The sequence below is a fragment of the Pyxidicoccus xibeiensis genome, from assembly GCF_024198175.1.
Taxonomy (GTDB): Bacteria; Myxococcota; Myxococcia; order Myxococcales; family Myxococcaceae; genus Myxococcus; species Myxococcus xibeiensis.
Map to the genome: position 1 here is coordinate 213,167 of NZ_JAJVKV010000007.1, position 16,664 is coordinate 229,830.

The 16,664-nt window shown below is 68.3% G+C and carries 17 protein-coding genes and 1 pseudogene; 11 read left to right on the plus strand and 7 right to left on the minus strand.

Translation table 11 applies throughout. The annotated features are described in order from the left end of the window. Nucleotides 1-351 precede the first annotated feature (351 nt). Nucleotides 352-1,281: an AraC family transcriptional regulator gene (locus LXT23_RS30080; protein ID WP_253983787.1), complete on the minus strand. Its 930-nt coding sequence runs from the start codon at nucleotides 1,279-1,281 to the stop codon at nucleotides 352-354. A 146-nt stretch (nucleotides 1,282-1,427) separates the two neighbouring features. Between LXT23_RS30080 and LXT23_RS30085 the strand changes: the two genes are divergently transcribed. Both LXT23_RS30085 and LXT23_RS30090 read left to right on the plus strand, forming a co-directional pair. Beyond that, nucleotides 1,428-1,856: a DUF4267 domain-containing protein gene (locus LXT23_RS30085; protein ID WP_253983788.1), complete on the plus strand. Its 429-nt coding sequence runs from the start codon at nucleotides 1,428-1,430 to the stop codon at nucleotides 1,854-1,856. A gap of 278 nt (nucleotides 1,857-2,134) precedes the next feature. Beyond that, nucleotides 2,135-2,614 (plus strand): SpoIIAA family protein, encoded by a 480-nt coding sequence (locus LXT23_RS30090; protein ID WP_253983789.1) that lies wholly within the window; start codon nucleotides 2,135-2,137, stop codon nucleotides 2,612-2,614. 191 nt (nucleotides 2,615-2,805) lie between these two features. On the opposite strand, the gene LXT23_RS30095 is transcribed toward LXT23_RS30090, so the two are convergent. Further along, the gene (locus LXT23_RS30095) at nucleotides 2,806-3,345 is read right to left on the minus strand and encodes a DUF1579 domain-containing protein (RefSeq protein WP_253983790.1); all 540 of its coding nucleotides are present in this window, start codon (nucleotides 3,343-3,345) and stop codon (nucleotides 2,806-2,808) included. A 342-nt stretch (nucleotides 3,346-3,687) separates the two neighbouring features. Here LXT23_RS30095 and LXT23_RS30100 point away from each other — a divergent pair, with 342 nt between their 5' ends. The 5 genes from LXT23_RS30100 (at nucleotide 3,688) to LXT23_RS30120 (ending at nucleotide 7,586) form a co-directional block, all read left to right on the plus strand. Then, nucleotides 3,688-4,542 carry an RCC1 domain-containing protein gene (locus tag LXT23_RS30100; protein WP_253983791.1) on the plus strand — a complete coding sequence of 285 codons (855 nt, stop codon included), beginning with the start codon at nucleotides 3,688-3,690 and terminating at the stop codon, nucleotides 4,540-4,542. 634 nt (nucleotides 4,543-5,176) lie between these two features. Next, entirely contained in the window at nucleotides 5,177-5,398 is a 222-nt protein-coding gene (locus LXT23_RS30105; protein WP_253983792.1) for a hypothetical protein, read from the plus strand. Nucleotides 5,399-5,405: 7 nt separating this feature from the next. Continuing rightward, the gene (locus tag LXT23_RS30110) at nucleotides 5,406-5,594 is read left to right on the plus strand and encodes a hypothetical protein (RefSeq protein WP_253983793.1); all 189 of its coding nucleotides are present in this window, start codon (nucleotides 5,406-5,408) and stop codon (nucleotides 5,592-5,594) included. Then, the gene (locus LXT23_RS30115; RefSeq protein WP_253983794.1) at nucleotides 5,591-6,544 is read left to right on the plus strand and encodes a glycosyltransferase; all 954 of its coding nucleotides are present in this window, start codon (nucleotides 5,591-5,593) and stop codon (nucleotides 6,542-6,544) included. The genes LXT23_RS30110 and LXT23_RS30115 overlap by 4 nt, the downstream gene beginning before the upstream one ends. 799 nt (nucleotides 6,545-7,343) lie before the next feature. Then, complete coding sequence (locus LXT23_RS30120; RefSeq protein ID WP_253983795.1) at nucleotides 7,344-7,586, plus strand: S26 family signal peptidase; 243 nt, start codon at nucleotides 7,344-7,346, stop codon at nucleotides 7,584-7,586. A 245-nt stretch (nucleotides 7,587-7,831) separates the two neighbouring features. Here the strand turns inward: LXT23_RS30120 and LXT23_RS30125 are convergent, their stop codons facing one another. Next, the gene (locus tag LXT23_RS30125; RefSeq protein WP_253983796.1) at nucleotides 7,832-8,575 is read right to left on the minus strand and encodes an SDR family oxidoreductase; all 744 of its coding nucleotides are present in this window, start codon (nucleotides 8,573-8,575) and stop codon (nucleotides 7,832-7,834) included. Nucleotides 8,576-8,647: 72 nt separating this feature from the next. Between LXT23_RS30125 and LXT23_RS30130 the strand changes: the two genes are divergently transcribed. Both LXT23_RS30130 and LXT23_RS50735 read left to right on the plus strand, forming a co-directional pair. Next, nucleotides 8,648-9,580 carry an AraC family transcriptional regulator gene (locus tag LXT23_RS30130; RefSeq protein WP_323379100.1) on the plus strand — a complete coding sequence of 311 codons (933 nt, stop codon included), beginning with the start codon at nucleotides 8,648-8,650 and terminating at the stop codon, nucleotides 9,578-9,580. 60 nt (nucleotides 9,581-9,640) lie between these two features. Continuing rightward, nucleotides 9,641-9,820 (plus strand): annotated as a pseudogene (locus LXT23_RS50735) (hypothetical protein); the annotation flags it as partial. A 213-nt stretch (nucleotides 9,821-10,033) separates the two neighbouring features. On the opposite strand, the gene LXT23_RS30135 reads toward LXT23_RS50735, so the two are convergent. Continuing rightward, nucleotides 10,034-11,077: an aldo/keto reductase gene (locus tag LXT23_RS30135; protein WP_253983797.1), complete on the minus strand. Its 1,044-nt coding sequence runs from the start codon at nucleotides 11,075-11,077 to the stop codon at nucleotides 10,034-10,036. Nucleotides 11,078-11,200: 123 nt separating this feature from the next. Between LXT23_RS30135 and LXT23_RS30140 the strand changes: the two genes are divergently transcribed. Further along, on the plus strand, nucleotides 11,201-12,232 hold the full coding sequence (locus LXT23_RS30140) for an AraC family transcriptional regulator (protein WP_256561323.1): 1,032 nt from the start codon (nucleotides 11,201-11,203) through the stop codon (nucleotides 12,230-12,232). Between the two features lie 236 nt (nucleotides 12,233-12,468). Here LXT23_RS30140 and LXT23_RS30145 read toward each other — a convergent pair whose 3' ends face one another. From LXT23_RS30145 to LXT23_RS30155, 3 genes are all read right to left on the minus strand, one after another. Then, nucleotides 12,469-12,738: a hypothetical protein gene (locus LXT23_RS30145; RefSeq protein ID WP_253983799.1), complete on the minus strand. Its 270-nt coding sequence runs from the start codon at nucleotides 12,736-12,738 to the stop codon at nucleotides 12,469-12,471. Nucleotides 12,739-13,217: 479 nt separating this feature from the next. Further along, complete coding sequence (locus LXT23_RS30150; protein ID WP_253983800.1) at nucleotides 13,218-13,793, minus strand: isochorismatase family protein; 576 nt, start codon at nucleotides 13,791-13,793, stop codon at nucleotides 13,218-13,220. Nucleotides 13,794-13,883: 90 nt separating this feature from the next. Continuing rightward, nucleotides 13,884-15,038: a hypothetical protein gene (locus tag LXT23_RS30155; protein WP_253983801.1), complete on the minus strand. Its 1,155-nt coding sequence runs from the start codon at nucleotides 15,036-15,038 to the stop codon at nucleotides 13,884-13,886. Nucleotides 15,039-15,579: 541 nt separating this feature from the next. Between LXT23_RS30155 and LXT23_RS30160 the strand changes: the two genes are divergently transcribed. Further along, the gene (locus LXT23_RS30160) at nucleotides 15,580-16,662 is read left to right on the plus strand and encodes an MBL fold metallo-hydrolase (RefSeq protein WP_253983802.1); all 1,083 of its coding nucleotides are present in this window, start codon (nucleotides 15,580-15,582) and stop codon (nucleotides 16,660-16,662) included. The last annotated feature ends 2 nt before the right edge of the window (nucleotides 16,663-16,664 follow it).

Below are 16,664 nucleotides of genomic sequence, written 5' to 3' on the forward strand. Positions count from 1 at the left end.
GGATTCGCCGAGCTACTGCGGTGTGCCTCACGCCACCTTGTGGAAGTCGGCGGTCCAGTTCGTTTCCCAGGTCTTGCCCCCGTCGGGCGAGTACGCCTGTTCCCAATGGCGGGAAACAGGCGTGACCTTCGTCCATGGGAAGCGGACCTTGATGGGCCTGCCGTTGAAGGTGTCGTCGGCGCGGCGGCGAGAATGACGGGGGCATGAAAGGCCAGACTGCGCGCGGTCCGCTCTGGTGGGAAGTGCCACCTACGGATGGCGAATGAGGCCACCTGGAGCGCCCCTCGGTTCCGGCCGCACGCGAGCCGCCGGCCGCCCCATGCCTCACCGGGCGCGACGCAGAAACGGCGGTCAGGAGCGCGCCTGCCGCCGGTACAACCCAGGAGGCACGCCCATGAACCGGCGGAACGCGCGATTGAACGCGAACTCGGAGTCGTAGCCCACGCGCGCCGCAATCGCCGCGAGCCCCTCATCCCCCTGGCGCAGCTGCACGGCGGCCTCCTGCATCCTCAACCGCGTGAGGTATGCATGAGGCGCCATGCCGACCTCGGCCGCGAAGCGGCGTGCGAGCGTCGCCCGCGACGTCCCCGAGCGGCGCGCCAGTTCATCCACACTCCAGTCCCGTCCGGGCTCGGAGTGCATCCACCCCAGTGCGCTGGCGAGCGTCCTGTCCCCGAGCGCCCCCAGCCACCCCGCCCCACCTGGGGGCTGCGCGTCCGCCCAGGCCCGAAGCACCTGAACCAGCAGCACGTCGAGCAGCCGTGACACGACCACCGACACACCGCGCTCGGCACGCTCGTACTCCTGCTCCAGCAACGCCACCGTGGGCAGCATGGCGCGAGCGGCCTCCGAGTCCCCACGCAGATGCACGCGCGCCGGGAGCAGGCGCAGCACCGGGTGCGCACCGGGCTCGTCGAACGCGAAGAAGCCGCAGAGCAACCGCGACTCCGCACCGCTGCCGCCCAGCATCTTGACGGGCCCGTCACCAAGCTCCGCCAGCCATTGCTCCAGTGGCACCTTGGGCGTCCGCGGCGAGTCCGCCATGGAGTGCCCCTCTCCATGGGGCAACAGCACGACATCCCCGGGCCCCAGGGCAATGGCCTCGCGGCCCTGCATCAGATGACCGCTCCCCGAGGTGACGAGGTGCAGGGTCGCCACGGCCGTCGGAGGTAGGCGAAGTCCCCACGGAGCACGCGCCACGGTGCGGCAGTAGAGCTGCCCTCGCAGCCGCGTGCTTTCGAGAATCTGCCCGAGGAGGTCGGAAGCGCGGGAGACGTCCATGCCCCCAAGTTATCAACAGCCCTCCCGGCCTGCCCGTCAGTTGAGCGTTTCGGGCAAAAGGTTGAGTCGTCCGCGAATGGCACGCGCAGGCCTCGAAGGGCACATTCCATTTCGTGAAAGCGCCACACGGCGCGTTCGGAGGCACCATGGAAACGAACCGCAACGACTTGTCCTGGAGGCTCACCTCGCCCACGGCGCTGCTGACGCTGCTGCTGGGGGCCTTCATGCTCTTCCTGAGCATCAACACCATGGTGGACCGGGTGGCCGCGGCCAAGGGCTTCGGCCTGCCCCTCTCCGGCTCCGAGGCCCTCCCCTGGCTGAGCGTCAAATCCGGGAGAGACCTCGGCATCGGGCTGGCCATCGTCGGCCTGGTCCTCGCCCGGCAACGGCTCGCAGCGGGAGTCTTCGTGCTCGCCTCCATCGTGATGCCCGTGGTCGACGCGCTGACCGTCCTCAAGAGCGGTGCCTCGCTTGCCTTCGCCCTCTCGGTCCACGGCAGCGCCGCCGTCTACTGCGGCATCCTCGCCGCGGGACTGCTGCTCCCCTCCTCCATCCGGAAGGAGAGGCCGTCGTAGAACGGAGTCACCTGCTCCTCAATCACGCGCAAGCCGCACCTGCCCGTCTCGTACTTCGCTCCCGTCCCGGCACCCTGATGTCGGGTGGGCAGTCCCCTCCAGTCCTGGAGACATTCCACGCGGTGGACGTCGCAGGGGGCGTACCGGGGCCCGCCCGGAATCGCCTGCCAGTAGCGCGGGTGTGAGCCTTCAGCCGGGAAGTGGGCGCCCCCGACTCACGCGGGGGCGCACCGGCGGTGAGTGGTGGCAGTCGCGGCTTCCAGGTGAGCATTCCGCGCATGACCGCATCTTCTGGGCCGGGTGACTCCGTGGCGGCGCTCCGCGCGCCGGATGTGCAGGGCGCCTTCAAGGGCCGCACGATGGGCACGGCCATGGTGGGCACCGTGCTGGTGGTGGCGCACAACTCCCTGCCTCCCGCCCAGGACGAGTGGGAGCACTACTGCGCGCTCATCGCCGACTTCCAGGACACCGGCACCGCGCAGTTCGTGCTGGCGGAAGGGCCCGGCCCCAATGCCGCCCAGCGCCAGCAGGCGCTCAACAAGGTGCCCAAGGGCTTCGCCATTCCACCCACGGCCGTATTCACCCGCTCGGCCCTGGTGCGCGGCGTCGTCACCCTCTTCAACTGGTTCACCCCGCGCTCCATGCGCGCCTTTCCGCCCGGGGACGTCGCCGCCGCGGCCGTGCACCTGAAGATGACGGAGGCGCAGCTCCAGCACGTCCTGGACGTTGCCCATGCACTGCTGCCGCCGGAGCCGTAGGCCCTGAAAATCCGCGTACGGACGTCGAGCAAGAAGGCGCGTCCGCCCAGTCCAGCTACTTCACGGCCAGGCCACGCATGAATGCCTCAGCGTAGGCCCCGGTGCGGGTGACAGCGGTTGTCATCATCGTCGGACCCGACGGCCTGATGACGACCCACCCGGTGTCTCAACAATCCGGTGCGGTACAGCTCTCACTTCTTGCAGGACAGCTCGTACCCGGTGCTCCAGTTCCGGCCATCCAGCGAGTACTGACCACGCATATTCATCATGCCTGGCGAAACGAGCTTCTCTGTGTCCCTGATTTTCATCTCGCCCATGGGGCCGCTCGACTCGCCGATCCATATGTGGCCGTCCTTGGACGAAGACCTGGCGTGACCGCCCATGTTGTCGACGATGACATTGACCCACTCGCTCGATGCTGCGTCGAACGTGCGGTACGAGGTGAACTTGTATTTGTACTCGCCGGTCAGCACCACGAAATCGGTTCGCAGCCAGGCCTTGTCGAGCTCCGGCCTGACCTCGAGGGTGACCTCGCTCGGGCTCGCGCCACCGGGCCCATGGACCGCTCCGCTACAAGTCCAGGTCCCCGCCAGGGCCTTGGCGGAGTCAACCAGCGCGGACGCGGCAGTGACCGCGGGCTCGCGGCCTTCCAGCCGTTTCGAAGAACTGCCTCTACATCCGAACAGGCTGGCAATGGCGACGAACAAGCAGACGGACGGACGTATGAGCATGCATTCCTCCGGAAGAACTCCCGTGCAATCGGATTGCATCTAAAGCGACCTCTCACCGTGCGGAAAGAGCGCCGTTTACGCCTGGATCGGCGGATTCTGGGGTGCGCTTGGGTGGAACGGGCTGTGCCGCACCGAGTGGAGACCTGCACTCGGCTCGGGCAGCAGGGGCGTGGGCGTCTGGCGCAGCGAGGCTGCTTGGACTCATTTTCCGCGAGAAGGGGCGTGGAGCGCTTGTCTTTCCTCACCCGGCGAAAGAAGATATTCCAGACTAACAGGATCAACCCGTCGAGGAGCGCCATGACGAATGCGAAAGCAGTCGTAGGTCTTTATGGAGTCCTGTGGATGGCTGGCGTGGCGGGCCTGGTCGTGAGCCTGCCGGTGACAGGTGCGCATGCCCAGGAAGGCGACGTCGACGGCGTCGGTGCCTTCGTGGCGGCCGCCGAGGGTGCTCACGCTTGCGCCATCAAGACAGACGCCACCGTGGTGTGCTGGGGCCAGAACGGCAACGGGCAGGCGACGCCTCCCGCCGGTACCTTCAAGTCCGTCAGCGCCGGGTACTACCACACCTGTGGGCTCCGAACGGACAACACGCTCTCGTGCTGGGGCCACAACGGCTATGGGCAGGCCGCGCCTCCCTCGGGGACGTTCCAGTCCGTCAGCGCGGGGCGTTGGCACACCTGTGGTGCGACGACGGCGGGGGCCCTCGTCTGCTGGGGGAACAACACGCAAGGTGAGTCGACGCCTCCCGGCGGCACCTACAAGTCGGTGGGGGTTGGCAGCTTCCACTCCTGCGCGGTCTCCACGGCCAACACCGTGGCCTGCTGGGGTTCGAACTCCAGTGGCCAGAGGACCGTGCCGGCCGGCAACTACACCCAGGTTGCTGGCGGCCTCACCCACACCTGCGCGCTCCGCACGGACGGCACCCTGCGCTGCTGGGGGAATGCCTCCTTCGCGACGCCTCCTGCCGGTACCTTCAAGAGCGTGAGCGTGACTGGCGGGCTGCATAGCTGCGGCGTGCGGACCAATGACACGCTCGCGTGCTGGGGTGACAATGCCTACAGCAAGGCCACGCCCCCCGCGGGTACGTTCCGCCAGGTGAGCGCCGGCGGGACGCATACGTGCGCGGTCCGGTCAGACAACCTCGTCGTGTGCTGGGGCGCCAACACGTACGGGCAGGCCACAGTCCCGGCCTGGTAGGCGCTCCCGGACGGCCTCGTCTCACGGCGCGAGTGGCCAGAGCGAAGTCCTGAACCCGTCGAACGCTCGCTGCTCACCGAGCAGCCAGCTCTCGACTTCTTCGAGGAAGACACGCGGCACCCAAGAAGAGACCCGGCGGGAGGAGTCCCGGCCGGGTCTCTTCCAATCAGAGCCCGAGTTCCCGGCCTGGACAGCGGCCGTGCAGCCGTGAGGCGCTGTGCGTGCGCGAAGGGCGTGCTGCGCCTACGCACGCGGAGCGTTGGCGCTGGAGCATTTGTCACGAGCGGATGACGGCCGCATCGCCTGGCCGATGAAGCGCCCGCTGCCCGACGGCACCACGCACCTCTTCACCGGGCTGGAGCCTTTACGGCGTGTTGCGACCCTGGTGCCTCCGCCTCGGAATCACCCTGCCATTCCCTCCCAGCAGGGGGCTGGGACGCACATGCACCTTGTGGCTGGAGCCACCGGAGAAGCGCCCCTCCCACCGCGCCAGGGTCCCCCTTGTGCCCTCCTTCCCTACAGACGACCGTTCCCCTGGCCGCTATTGACCCATGAGCGCACGGGAAGACTATGACCGGCCCGCGGCCGTGGGCCGCGCGCACATGCCCTCTTCCCTCCGCCCCATGCTGCAGCCGTGCCTCGACAGCCGCCGCGGCAGGCCGTCACCGCGCTGCTGGGCGGGCGCACGGAGTGGTGGGTGAACGCGGCGGTGTCCTTCTCCGTGGTGGTGGCACTGTCCGCGCCGTCCTGGCATGGGGTGGAGAAGCCGGCGCTGACGCTCAAGGACCGAGTGCCCGCGTTGCTCCGGCGGCCGCGGCTCGGCGCACGCGCCGCCATGCAGGGAAATGAGGGATGACGGCCCCATGACTCGACTGAGAGATTTGCTGACGCCGCGGAGCCGGCTGAGCTGCCTGGCCGTGGGCTCGGAGCCCATCGACCTGCTCGAGTGCGAGCGTGCCGTCGCGAAGGTGGGGCACGAGGTCCACCCCGGCAGTGGGAGCGGCGAGGAGAACGGGCTGCTCCGGGCCCGGCGTCAGGAGGCCCGCGGATGAGCCAGCCCGGTGTGACACTGGTCATCCCCACGTACAACGGGGCCCGCCGCATCGAGGACCCGCTGCGGGCGTTGCTCGCGCAGGACGCCCGGCCCGAGTCCTTCGATGTCGTCGTCGTCGACAACAACTCGAAGGACGGCACGGCCCAGGTGGTGGAGGCGAGCCCCTCGGCGGCGGGCCTGCGCCAGCGCGGGGTGGACGTGCGGGTGGTGCATGAGGCCCGGCAGGGGCTGCTCTTCGCGCGCCTCCGGTGCATCCACGAGGCCCGCCGGGACATCGTGTGCTTCCTGGACGACGACAACGTCCCCGAGGCGAACTTCGTCACCGACGGGCTCGCGCTCTTCGAGGACTCGAAGGTCGGCGTCGTCGTGTCGCGGCTCTACCCCCGCTACGAGGTGCCGCCCCCGCCCAGCATCGGCCGCCGCGAGCACCTGCTGGCCATCAACCACCGGATGGGCGACGCCGTGGTGGACTTCGGTGCCCGGCCCACCCTCGCGCCCACCATTGGCGCCGGGCTGTGGCTGCGCCGCGCCGCCTTCCTGGAGTCCGTGCCGTGGCAGACCCCCGAGCAGCTCATGCCGGGCCGGCTGGGCACGCGGCTGCTGAGCGGTGAGGACATCGAGTTCGGCTACCTGCTCGGGAAGGCCGGCCATGAGCGCCGCTACGGACCGACGCTGAAGGTGTGGCACATCATCCCGCGCTCGCGCTTCGAGACGCGCTACTTCCTGCGGCTCATCGTGGGTGTGGTGCGCAGCGAGCAGACGCTCGAAGCGCGCTACCTGGGCAGGCGCTTCCAGGGGGTCGCGCGGCTGAAGGCCTGGGCGCGGCTGGTGGGCGCCGGCATGGCCACCCCCGCCCTGGCGCTGCGAGGCGACCCGGTGCGCGAGGTGCTCTTCGTGCTGGCATCGCGCTGGGCTCAGGTCCAGGGGCCGTACACGCACCTGCGCTGACGAGAGCCCGCGCCCGGCGTGGCGCACCGACGCGAGCCCTCCTCTGGGCAAGGGGGCCTTGGCCGTCGGAGCAGCGACGAGTACAGCCCTTCACGGCGCAGCAGCGCCCCCACTTCACCGGGCTTCGTGCAGCGGTCGGCCTCTGCCAGCACTCGCGTTTGGCAGAGAGGGCGCCTTCGGGAGTCCCAGCACGCTCCTCAGGAGCAGTGCCTCCATCTCGGGCTCGGCTACGAGTGCTGACATTGCTGTTTCTCGTCTCCAGGACAGAGCAGCAAAGGGATGATGAGTTCACACGCGCCACATGAGACAACATCCCTGACTGACACAGGGGCGGGAAGACTTCAGCGATGCGCTCGACCAACTGCCCGCCGCCGCCATGGCAATCAAGGGTTGAGGGTCAGAGAGCGGGGCGACCGGATAGAGGTAATCGAGCGGACTGTTACCCAGCGGCCACCACGTGGCGGGACGCGGAAAGACGAAAGGCGCGGACCCCAGGATTTCTCCAAGGATTCCGCCCTTTGAATGGTCGGAGAGACAGGATTTGAACCCCTGGACACGGAGTTCCCTCAACCCGCGACGGCACACGCTCTTCAAAGGCTCGTGAGTGAATCCAGGCACTTCGAGCCCACGGGTGAATCCTCGGCAGTCCCACCTGTCACCCGGAGTCCCCTCCAGTCTCGGAGACATTTTGGAGACGAAGCCAGGGGCTCACTGCCCCCCTATGGGCGAGGCGTGAGGGACTGGAAGCTGCCGCTCGGACATCGTCGTCTTTCTGCTACCCCGCTCGCAAATAGAGGCGATGGACTCCGCGGAGCTGCCCTACCGGATCAAGCGGGTTGCCGCCGTCCCAGGGGATCCGGTGCCGGACTGGGCCATGGAGGCGCTGTCCGCGGACGCACAGACCCGTGTGCCGCCCGGCAAAGTGGTGGTGTCCGGAGACAACTCACTCAGCCAGGACTCGCGGCAGCTGGGCTACATCGACTCGCAGGCCATCATCGCCGTCGTGCGGCGCTCACAACGGCGCGCTGCGGGCGAGCGGTAACCGCGGCCGATTTTCGCACCAGGAATCGCCATCACGGCGCGTGCGGACCCGCCGGGTGGCGCGCGGGTCTGCCGGAGGGCGTCCCTGGAGAAGGGACTGCCTCGCGAGCATGCATCCGGTGCTCGCATGGGGGCTCGCCATGGCCCTGGGCTCCTCGGCGGAGCCCGCGTCCTGCCTGCTCTCGCCCCCAGGGCGTGGTCAGCTCGGCACGTCAGCCGAGGCGACATGTTCCCTGACACAGGGGGTCAGGTCGCCCGAGCGAGCGCCACTGCGTCGGGGCCGGCTGGGAAGCGGAGCGTCCCAGCCGAGTCGTTCGCGGCACGCCACACCCCCTCGGCCACGTCGGACACGCTCGTCACCGCAGCCGGCTGCCCCAGAGAAGCGAAGATGCGCTCTGCGACGGGCGCGTACGCCTCGGGGATCAGCCCCTCCATGCGGGCGCTCCCGTTGCGCGTGAAGCTCGTACTCGGGCCGTAGCCTGGCTCCACCAACTTCACCCGCACATTGAAGGCCTCCAGTTCGAACGCGAGCGACGCGGTGAACCCTTCGATGGCCATCTTGCTCGCAGTGTAGACAGCCACCAGCGGCATGGGGGCCAGCGTCGCACTCGAGGTCACGTTCACGATGACCCCCGACCTGCGCGTGCGGAACTGCGGCAGCACGGCCTGCGTCATCGCCATCACGCCGAAGGTGTTGGTCTCGAAGACGTCGCGCACCGTGGTCATCGGCGTGACCTCGAAGGCGCCCAGGAGCCCGATGCCCGCATTGTTGACGAGCACGTCGATGGGCCCACTCGCTTCGAGCGCAGCCGCGATGCTCTCGGGCCTCGTCACGTCGAGGGCCACCACGTGCAGTCGGCTCGACCGAGGCAGGATGTTCTCGCGCGGCGTTCGCATGGTGGCGACCACGTTCCAGCCTTGCGCATGGAAGTGGCGCGCGGTCTCGAGGCCGTAGCCAGATGAGCAACCCGTGACGAGTACGGTCTTCATGTCAGCTCCCTTGCCGCGAAGAGTGCGGCGTTCATGGGAGGAAGGTAGCGGTGGCGGGCCGGACTCGCTATCATGGAGGGTCCGCATTTAATTTGCGAGAGTCCAGGCATGATCGACCCTCTCTCGGAAGTCATTGCGCTGCTCCAGCCGCGCACCGTGTTCTCGAAGCGCATCAGCGGCGCGGGTCACTGGGGGGTTCGCTACTCCGACTTCGGCCAGCCCAGTTTCTGCGCCGTGCTCGAGGGCCGTTGCCGTCTCGCGGTGGAAGGCCAGCGTGTCCTCACGCTGGAGGCAGGCGACTTCGTCCTCCTACCGGCGACGCCTGGCTTCACCATGTCGGGCTTCGAGCCGGTGAAGCCAGAGCGCATCGACCCCAAGGTCACCACCGCGCCGAGGGATGAAGTCCGCCACGGCACGCGCGGTGGACGCCCTGACGTGCGGCTGCTCGGTGGCTACTTCGTCTTCGACTCGCCCGACGCGGCGCTCCTCGTGTCGCTGCTGCCGGCGCTGGTGCACGTACGCGGGGTCGAGCGGCTCTCGGTGCTGGTGCGGCTCGTCGGCGACGAATCGAACGAACAGAGGGCGGGTCGCGAGCTCGTGCTCACGCGGCTCGTGGAGATCCTGCTCATTGAAGCGTTGCGGTCGACGTCGGCCGACGACGCGCCTCCAGGGCTCCTGCGCGGGTTGGCCGATGCACGGCTCGCACCGGCGATACGGCACATGCACGCGCAGCTCGCGCGTCCGTGGACGGTGGCGCAGCTTGCGAAAGCGGCGGCGCTCTCGCGCTCGGCGTTCTTCGAGCGCTTCACCCGCACCATGGGCCTTCCGCCGATGGAGTACCTGCTCGCCTGGCGCATGGCCGTCGCGAGGGATCTGCTTCGCCGCCACGACCTCGGAGTCGCGGAGGTCGCCGAGCGCGTCGGCTACGGCTCGGCGAGCACCTTCAGCACTGCGTTCAGCCGACACGTGGGCCAGCCTCCGGGCCGCTATGCGCGTGCGGGCTAGTTGAACCGCGCGAGGGGTTGTTCTGATACGCGTGCATGTGTCGACGGCGTCGGTGCCTTCGTGGCGGTCGCCGAGGGTGCGCACGCTTGCGCCATCAAGACAGACCGCACCGTGGTGTGCTGGGGCCACAACGGCTACGGTCAGTCCGCGCCTCCCTCGGGGACGTTCCAGTCCGTCAGCGCGGGGCGTTGGCACACCTGTGGTGCGACGACGGCGGGGGCCCTCGTCTGCTGGGGGAACAACACCCAAGGTGAGTCGACGCCTCCCGGCGGCACCTACAAGGCGGTGGGGGTTGGCAGCTCCCACTCCTGCGCGGTCTCCACGGGAGTGGCCAGAAGAGCCCCGGCGGGAGGAGTCCCGGCCGGGCCTCTTCAAATCAGAGCCCGAGCTCCCGGCCTGTACAGCGGCCGCGCAGCCGTGAGGCGCTGTGCGTGCGCGGAGGCACCTGGGAGCTCAGGCGACCGTCCGCCGGGGGAACTCGAGCTGCTCCCAACGGCCACCGGTCATGATTGCGCGCTGCTCCGGAGCAGCGTTGAGTTCGTGCGGATATCCCAGGGGGACGGCGCTGACCTCGTCCAGCCGCCGGAGTTGCTCCGGGCTGAGACGCACCGAGAGGGAGGCCAGGTTGTCGTCGAGCTGAGCGCGGGTGCGCGGCCCGATGACCGGGAGGACGCCCCTGGCGCGGACCCAGGCGAGTGCCACCTGCCCAGGAGTCGCTCCGAGTTCCTGGGCCACCGAGAACAGGACATCCAGCACGGCATCGCGCTTCTCCGCTTCCTGGTGGAGGACGCTCCCCTTGAACTCCGTCGCCCGGCCCTTCTCCCCCCGGCGGTACTTGCCGGTCAGCAGTCCACCCGCCATGGGGGACCATGCCATGACCCCCAGGCCGAGCCCATCCGCCATGGGCAGCAGTTCGCGCTCAGTGGTGCGCTGGAGAAGGTTGTACTCGGCCTGGAGGGCGGTGATGGGGGCCCAGCCGCGCAGGTCCGCCGTGTTGGCGGCCAGGGCCACGCGCCATGCCGGGTAGTTGGAGAGGCCGCCGTAGATGATCTTCCCGGCGCGCACCAGGTCATCCAGCCCACGAGCAATCTCCTCCATGGGGGTGACGCCGTCGTCCATGTGGACGAAGTACAGGTCGATGCGGTCCGTTCCCAGCCGCTTCAGGCTGGCTTCGACCGACTGCACCATCGCCTTGCGGTTGGCGCCGAGCTCGGCCAGCGCGGGACGGGACGAGGCGCCGCGGCTGTACTTGGAGGCGATGATGAAGCCGTCGCGGTGGGGACGGATGAACTCGCCAATCAGCCGCTCGGACTCGCCATGCTGGTAGTTGTCGGCGGTGTCGATGAAGTTGCCACCCGCCTCGGCGTAGCCCTGGAGGATGCGGTGAACCTCGTCTGGCGGGGAGCCGTAGCCGGAGGCGGTGCCGAACATGCCGGCCCCGAGAGCCAGTTCTGAAACCTTGAGACCGGTTCGCCGGCCGAAAATCCAGTAGCGCATCGAAGACTCCTGTCTGCTCCCATTGATGGGAAGTGGCGGGCCAGATATGTGCCAGCCTCACTGGAGTTGCAGCGTCGGATACGCCGGATTCATGGCTCAAAACGCCAGAAAATGGGGCCTGTGATGGATGCTCTATCTGAGACCGTGAGTCTGCTGCGGACGAGGGGGCAGCTCTATGGCCGACTGGAGTTCACCGCGCCTTGGGGCTTCGAGTTCCCCGGCGGCAAGGGCATCACCTTGATGGTGACTCGCGGCTCCTGCTTCCTGGGCGTGGACGGACAGGCGCCGCTGGTCGCCCTGGCGGGCGGTGACTTCGTCTTCCTGTCCTCGCCGGAAAGCTACTCCCTGCGGAGCACTCCGGAGGCCCCCGTGCGTCCCATGGAGTCGGTGGTCTCGCCCGAGACCTTCCAGCGCCTGCGGGCGATTACGTACGACGGAGAGGCCAGGGGCGGCAGCGGCACGTCCGTCTGCCTGATTGCCGGGTGCTTCACGTTCGCGACGCCCGAGAGCGAGTGGCTGGCCCGGCAGCTCCCTCCGGTCATTCACGTGTCTGCGTCCGGTGCGCACGCGCCCCAGCGGTTTCAATCCACGCTCCAGTTCATCGATGCCGAGCTCGCGGAGAACCTGCCGGGAGCTTCCGCGGTCGTGGACCGGCTGGCCGACGTGCTTTTCATCCAGGCCGTGCGCAGCCGGATCCGAGCCCCCTGCCGGGACGAGAGCCCGAGCTGGCTGCGTGCGCTGGCCGACCCGCGGATGGGCGAGGCGCTGCAGCTGATGCACACCGAGCCGGGCCATGCCTGGACGGTGCCGGAGCTCGCGCGCCGCGTCTCCATGTCGCGGTCCTCGTTCGCAGCGCGGTTCCGCGAGCTGGTGGGGGTAACGCCCCTCGAGCATCTGACTCACTGGAGGATGGTCCGCGCCGCGGGAATGATGCGGGAGGGACGTCCCGTGAAGCTGGCGGCCATCGCATCCGCCGTGGGGTACGAGTCCGAGGGTGCCTTCGGCAAGGTGTTCCAGCGGGTCATCGGCGTGTCCCCGGGGCGGTACCGCCAGGAGCACACGCAGGGCCCCCCGCGGGCAGCCACGGAGCACGTGACTGAACGCCACCGGCGGAAACACGCCCTGCTTCCACGAACCCGGGAAGCAGGGCCATGACCCCGGAAGGAATGAGCGGCGCTGCCGCCGCGACAGACGCCCGGCGAAGGCCATCCAGGAACCGGCCAAGCACCAGCTCCCACCCCTCAGCGGCACATGCACTTGATCCCGGCGACCTGGTCGGCGGCAATTCGGAATGCTGAAAGAGACGAAGCAGGTGCGGGGCCTGCTGACCATCGCCTATGTGACCGCCTACGCGAGCTTCCACGCAGTGTACGAGCGAGGCGGGCAGCGACTCAGGGCAGCAGCGCGCGAAGCCCCTCACGTAGCGCGGCGCCCCGCTCCTCCGCGGGGAGCGCGCGGCCTTCCTCATAGAGCTCCGCGAGCGGCACGCTCAACCGCCCGCCCGGCTGCTCCACGCTGAGCGCGAAGCGCGCCTCGTCTGCCATGATGACGAGACCGGGCCGCTCGGCAGTGGCGACGGCGCACGCCTTCGTGAGGAAGGCGCGGCGCGCGGCCGCGGCCCCACCTCCGCCCAGGACGCGCTGGCAGCTGGAGTCGCTCATGTCTTCAGCATGAGATGCAGGACAGGAGCGTGCAAGCGGCTGGGTGGGCTGCCCGGGCCGCTCCAAGGTGTCAGACGACTCGTAGGGGGCGAGTTGTCGGACGAGCTCTTTGACACCTTCCCGGGTCCCTTGAAGCCGAAGACCGGGTTCCAGCACCGCGTCCGTCACCTGTCCCTCCCGGGCCTCCCCGATTCCCAGCGCGAGTCCCTCGTTGGAGCCCCAGGCCCGGATGCGCCCATTCGGCATCACCACCAGTGAGTACCCATGGCCCGCCGCGAGGACCGGAAGCTTCGGTGCAGGCCGAGGGTGCGAGGCCGCTGCCACGGCAGGCGCGCTCCAGGCCAGCGGGCGGATGCGCTCACCCGCCTGCTGGCACAGGCGCTCGCGGCCTTCGAGTGGCGCGAGGTTGTCGGACCGGCTCACTGCCGGGCTGCCACCACCCGGCTCGACGGCCGCACCGGAAGGACGAGCCGACGTGTCTATCGGGTGCCGCCCGGGGAGGAGAAGTCGACCTGCTCCGCCGTGGCGGTGCCACTCTTGCGGCCGGGGTACTCGAGCCAGGTCATGCAGATGTTGACCTCGTCGATGACGCTGGCGGCCGTGAGGGCCCTGCCGTCTTCGAGGTGCATGTCCTCCGTGGTGTGGGCGTCCTTGATGAGCGTCATGTCATAGCCCCGCCCGAGCGCGCCGTAGGCTGTCGCGCGGATGCACCAGTTGGAGGCCGCGCCCGCCAGCACGATGTGCGTGGCGCCCAGCCTGGCGAGCTCCTCCTCCAGGTTCGTCAGCTCGAACGCCGAGTTGTACTTCTTGTGAATCCGCGGCTCGCCCTCGCCCGGCGTCAGCTCGGGGACCCACTGCCACCGGGGGCTGTCGCGGGGGAGGTCGTTGTCGTGGTGCTGCACCCACAGCACGGGGATACCCCCGGCGCGGGCCCGTTCCACCGCGCGCGCCACGTTCTGGATGATTCGCTTGGACTCCCGCGCGTTCGCCATCACGCCAACCTGCACGTCGACGACGAGCAGCACGCCCTTGTTGCCCTCTCGCACCGTTGCCATGTCGTTCTCCTCCTTCAAGGTGTCAGACGACTCGTTGGGGGCGAGTTGTCGGACGAGTTCCATGACACCTGCCCCGGCTGCACTGCGGCATCAGCGCGGTCCACCGCCGAGCAAATCGTAGCCCACCGTGGCGCCAGAGCCGATGAAGCCGACCGTCAGCCCGAGCCTCGCGGGCTGAAATGCGACCGGAAACTCCCGCAACAGGTAGTTGACCCCGAGCGACAGGAGCGCCCCCACGAACGCCCCTGCGAGCGCACCGCCGAACGCCGCCGCCGGATTGCGGCTTCCCTGCAGGAGCATGCCGGTTCCCCACGTCCCGGCCGCGCCGAGGAGCGGTGCGGTGACGACCCCTGCACTGAACTCGAGAAGACGAAGGGTTCCGCCCGGCCCCCAACCCTGCCAGGGCGAACCTTCATCGAGCCACATCGAGGGCAGCAGGCTCAGGGTTGCGCCACCCAGGGCCTGGCCACCCATGCGGAGAAAGCGCTGGTCGTGCATCCGGCCGGCGCCGAGAGAACCGGCGACGAGCGGGACGGAGGTGCCGAGAACGAACGACCCCACGTGCACCAGGCCTTCGAACCTCGCGACCGGCGGGGCGGGCTCGGGTTCTGGCGGAGGCACGAACCGCTCTGCCGACCTCTCCGGTACAGGCCGCGTCGCCAGCGCGGAGCCCTCGGTGCGAGCTCCGTCGTCTCCGCGGTACGTGATGTGCCCCCCGGAATCAATCCAGATGCTGGAAGCACCGTCCACTCCATGCCCGAAGTATTCGGCGCTCACGGTTCCGGACTGGAACGAAATGCCACAGCGCAGTGGGTCCCCGATCACGTCGGTGAGTCGGAGGCAACGAACCGCCACCTTCGCGCCACTCGAGGTGACAAATTCGGCCACGCCGCCCGGAGCATCGAGCTCTTCACTCGCGTGACTGTCTTGCGCTACGCGCTGCGGCTCCCAACCGACGGATGGGTCTTTCAATCGCTCCGCCTCGGCCGCAATCTGGTTCACTTGCGGGGCGCATTGCCCATCCGCACACGCGATTTTCACGAGCCGCGCCATCTCCGAGAAGGCCGCCCGTCCAAACCGCGCGAACTCGGCGCTGTCGCGCTCGGTCGACTTGCCCGCCCAGAGTCGATCGCACGCGTCGCCGCAGTCGACCGCAGGTTCGGCCCAGGCAGGAGGTGGCACCTCGCGCTCGTGGGGCGGCTGCGTCAGCGAAGAGGGGGGGCGTGGGACTTCCAGTTCCGGCAACGGCGACCTCGAAGAGAACCGCCAGCAGTGGCAGCGACATAACCCTCGGTCCGTTCGTTGTCTCCAAACGATACCGGAGCGACTGCGTCGCGTCGCCAACTCTCTCGTTGTCGCGGGTTTCCCCGTTCGCACGTCCGCGGCTTGCGATGCTGCGGCCCGCGCAAGAAGGTGCGCTTTCAAGCTGGGAGCACCCACAAAGGTGTCATGCGCCGTCAACGGTGCGGACACCGGAGGTCGTCAGACCTCTTGAGCCCTCGGCTGCACGCCCGCGAGAACCCTGGTCACGTCAGGGGAAGGACACCCCGGACAGGATGACGGTGCGGCCGGTGCTCGGCTCCCAGAGCTTGAGGGTGTAGAGGCCCTGGGCCTGCGCTCCAGCCCTCCCCTTCAACCGGTCTCCTTTTTCCCTGGGCTCGCGCGGGCAACCGGGACAAAGTTGTTCATGTCTTCGGACCCGCGCTCCACGTGGACGACCTCTCCGACCACTCGCGAGAGCAGCGCATCGCCTTCGCCTATGCGCCGAGGCTCCAGGCAATCCCCGATGAAATGGCTCCTTACGTGCGTCGCGCCGGTCCTGCTCGCAGTATGGATTTTGTTCTTGAGCGCTCACGGGCCGACCTCATGGCTGGTAGTTCCTGGCGCTCTGATTGGCAGTGCCTGCGTCGCTGGCTTTTCTTTTCTGCGCTCGTTCTCTCGTCCCCTGCGAGCTCTCTCTCTCTCGCTCTATCTGCTGCCGCTGGGGCTCTTGTCTACCTATCGTGCGTCGCCGTTCTCCGTATCGGAGACCTTCGAGATCGGCGCGCTCCCGCCGGCTTCCGCGCCTTCCGAGATGTCGATTGCCCAGCTTCCGACCGGCGCCACCTACCGCAGCGCGTCCTTTGGGTATCGCGGTGGCTCTCTCTTCGAGCCGCGAGAGTTCTCCATGACCGCGACCCTGATCAAGCACCCCAAGGGTGATCTCTTGATCGACACCGGGTTCGGTCGGGATATCGCACAGCACCTCGCGAAGCTGCCTCTCTTCTTTCGGCTCCTGACACGATACTCGCTGAACAAGACCGCGCGCGAGCAACTCCAATCGAGCGGGTATGACCTGGCCCGGCTGCGCGCGGTCCTTTTGACCCACTCCCACTGGGACCACATCAGCGGCGCCGCGGACTTTCCCGAAGTGCCTGTCTGGATACCTCCCGCGGAACGAAGCTTCCTACAAGGTGAAGACTTCACCACGGCCTCGGCAAGAAGCATCAAGTCGCTGCATTTCGAAGAGTATCGATTCGATGCGCACCCCTATCTCGGCTTCGCGGAGAGCCATGATGTCTACGGAGATGGCACGGTGGTGATCGTCCCGGCGCCCGGCCATACGCCGGGGTCTGTGATTGTCTTCGTGACGCTTCCGGACAACAAGCGCTACGCCTTTATCGGAGACCTCGCCTGGCAATTGGAGGGCGTCACCGAGCAGGAGGAGCGCCCGCTCACGCAGCGCCTCGCAGATGTCGAGCCTCGGCTCGTTCGTGAGAACCTCGCGCATATGGCCACAATATCAGCGCGATATCCGGAGATGACCATCGTCGTCGCGCATGATCCGCGGAGCTTCGCATCGATTCCGACGTTGGTGCCAAAGCCATGAGA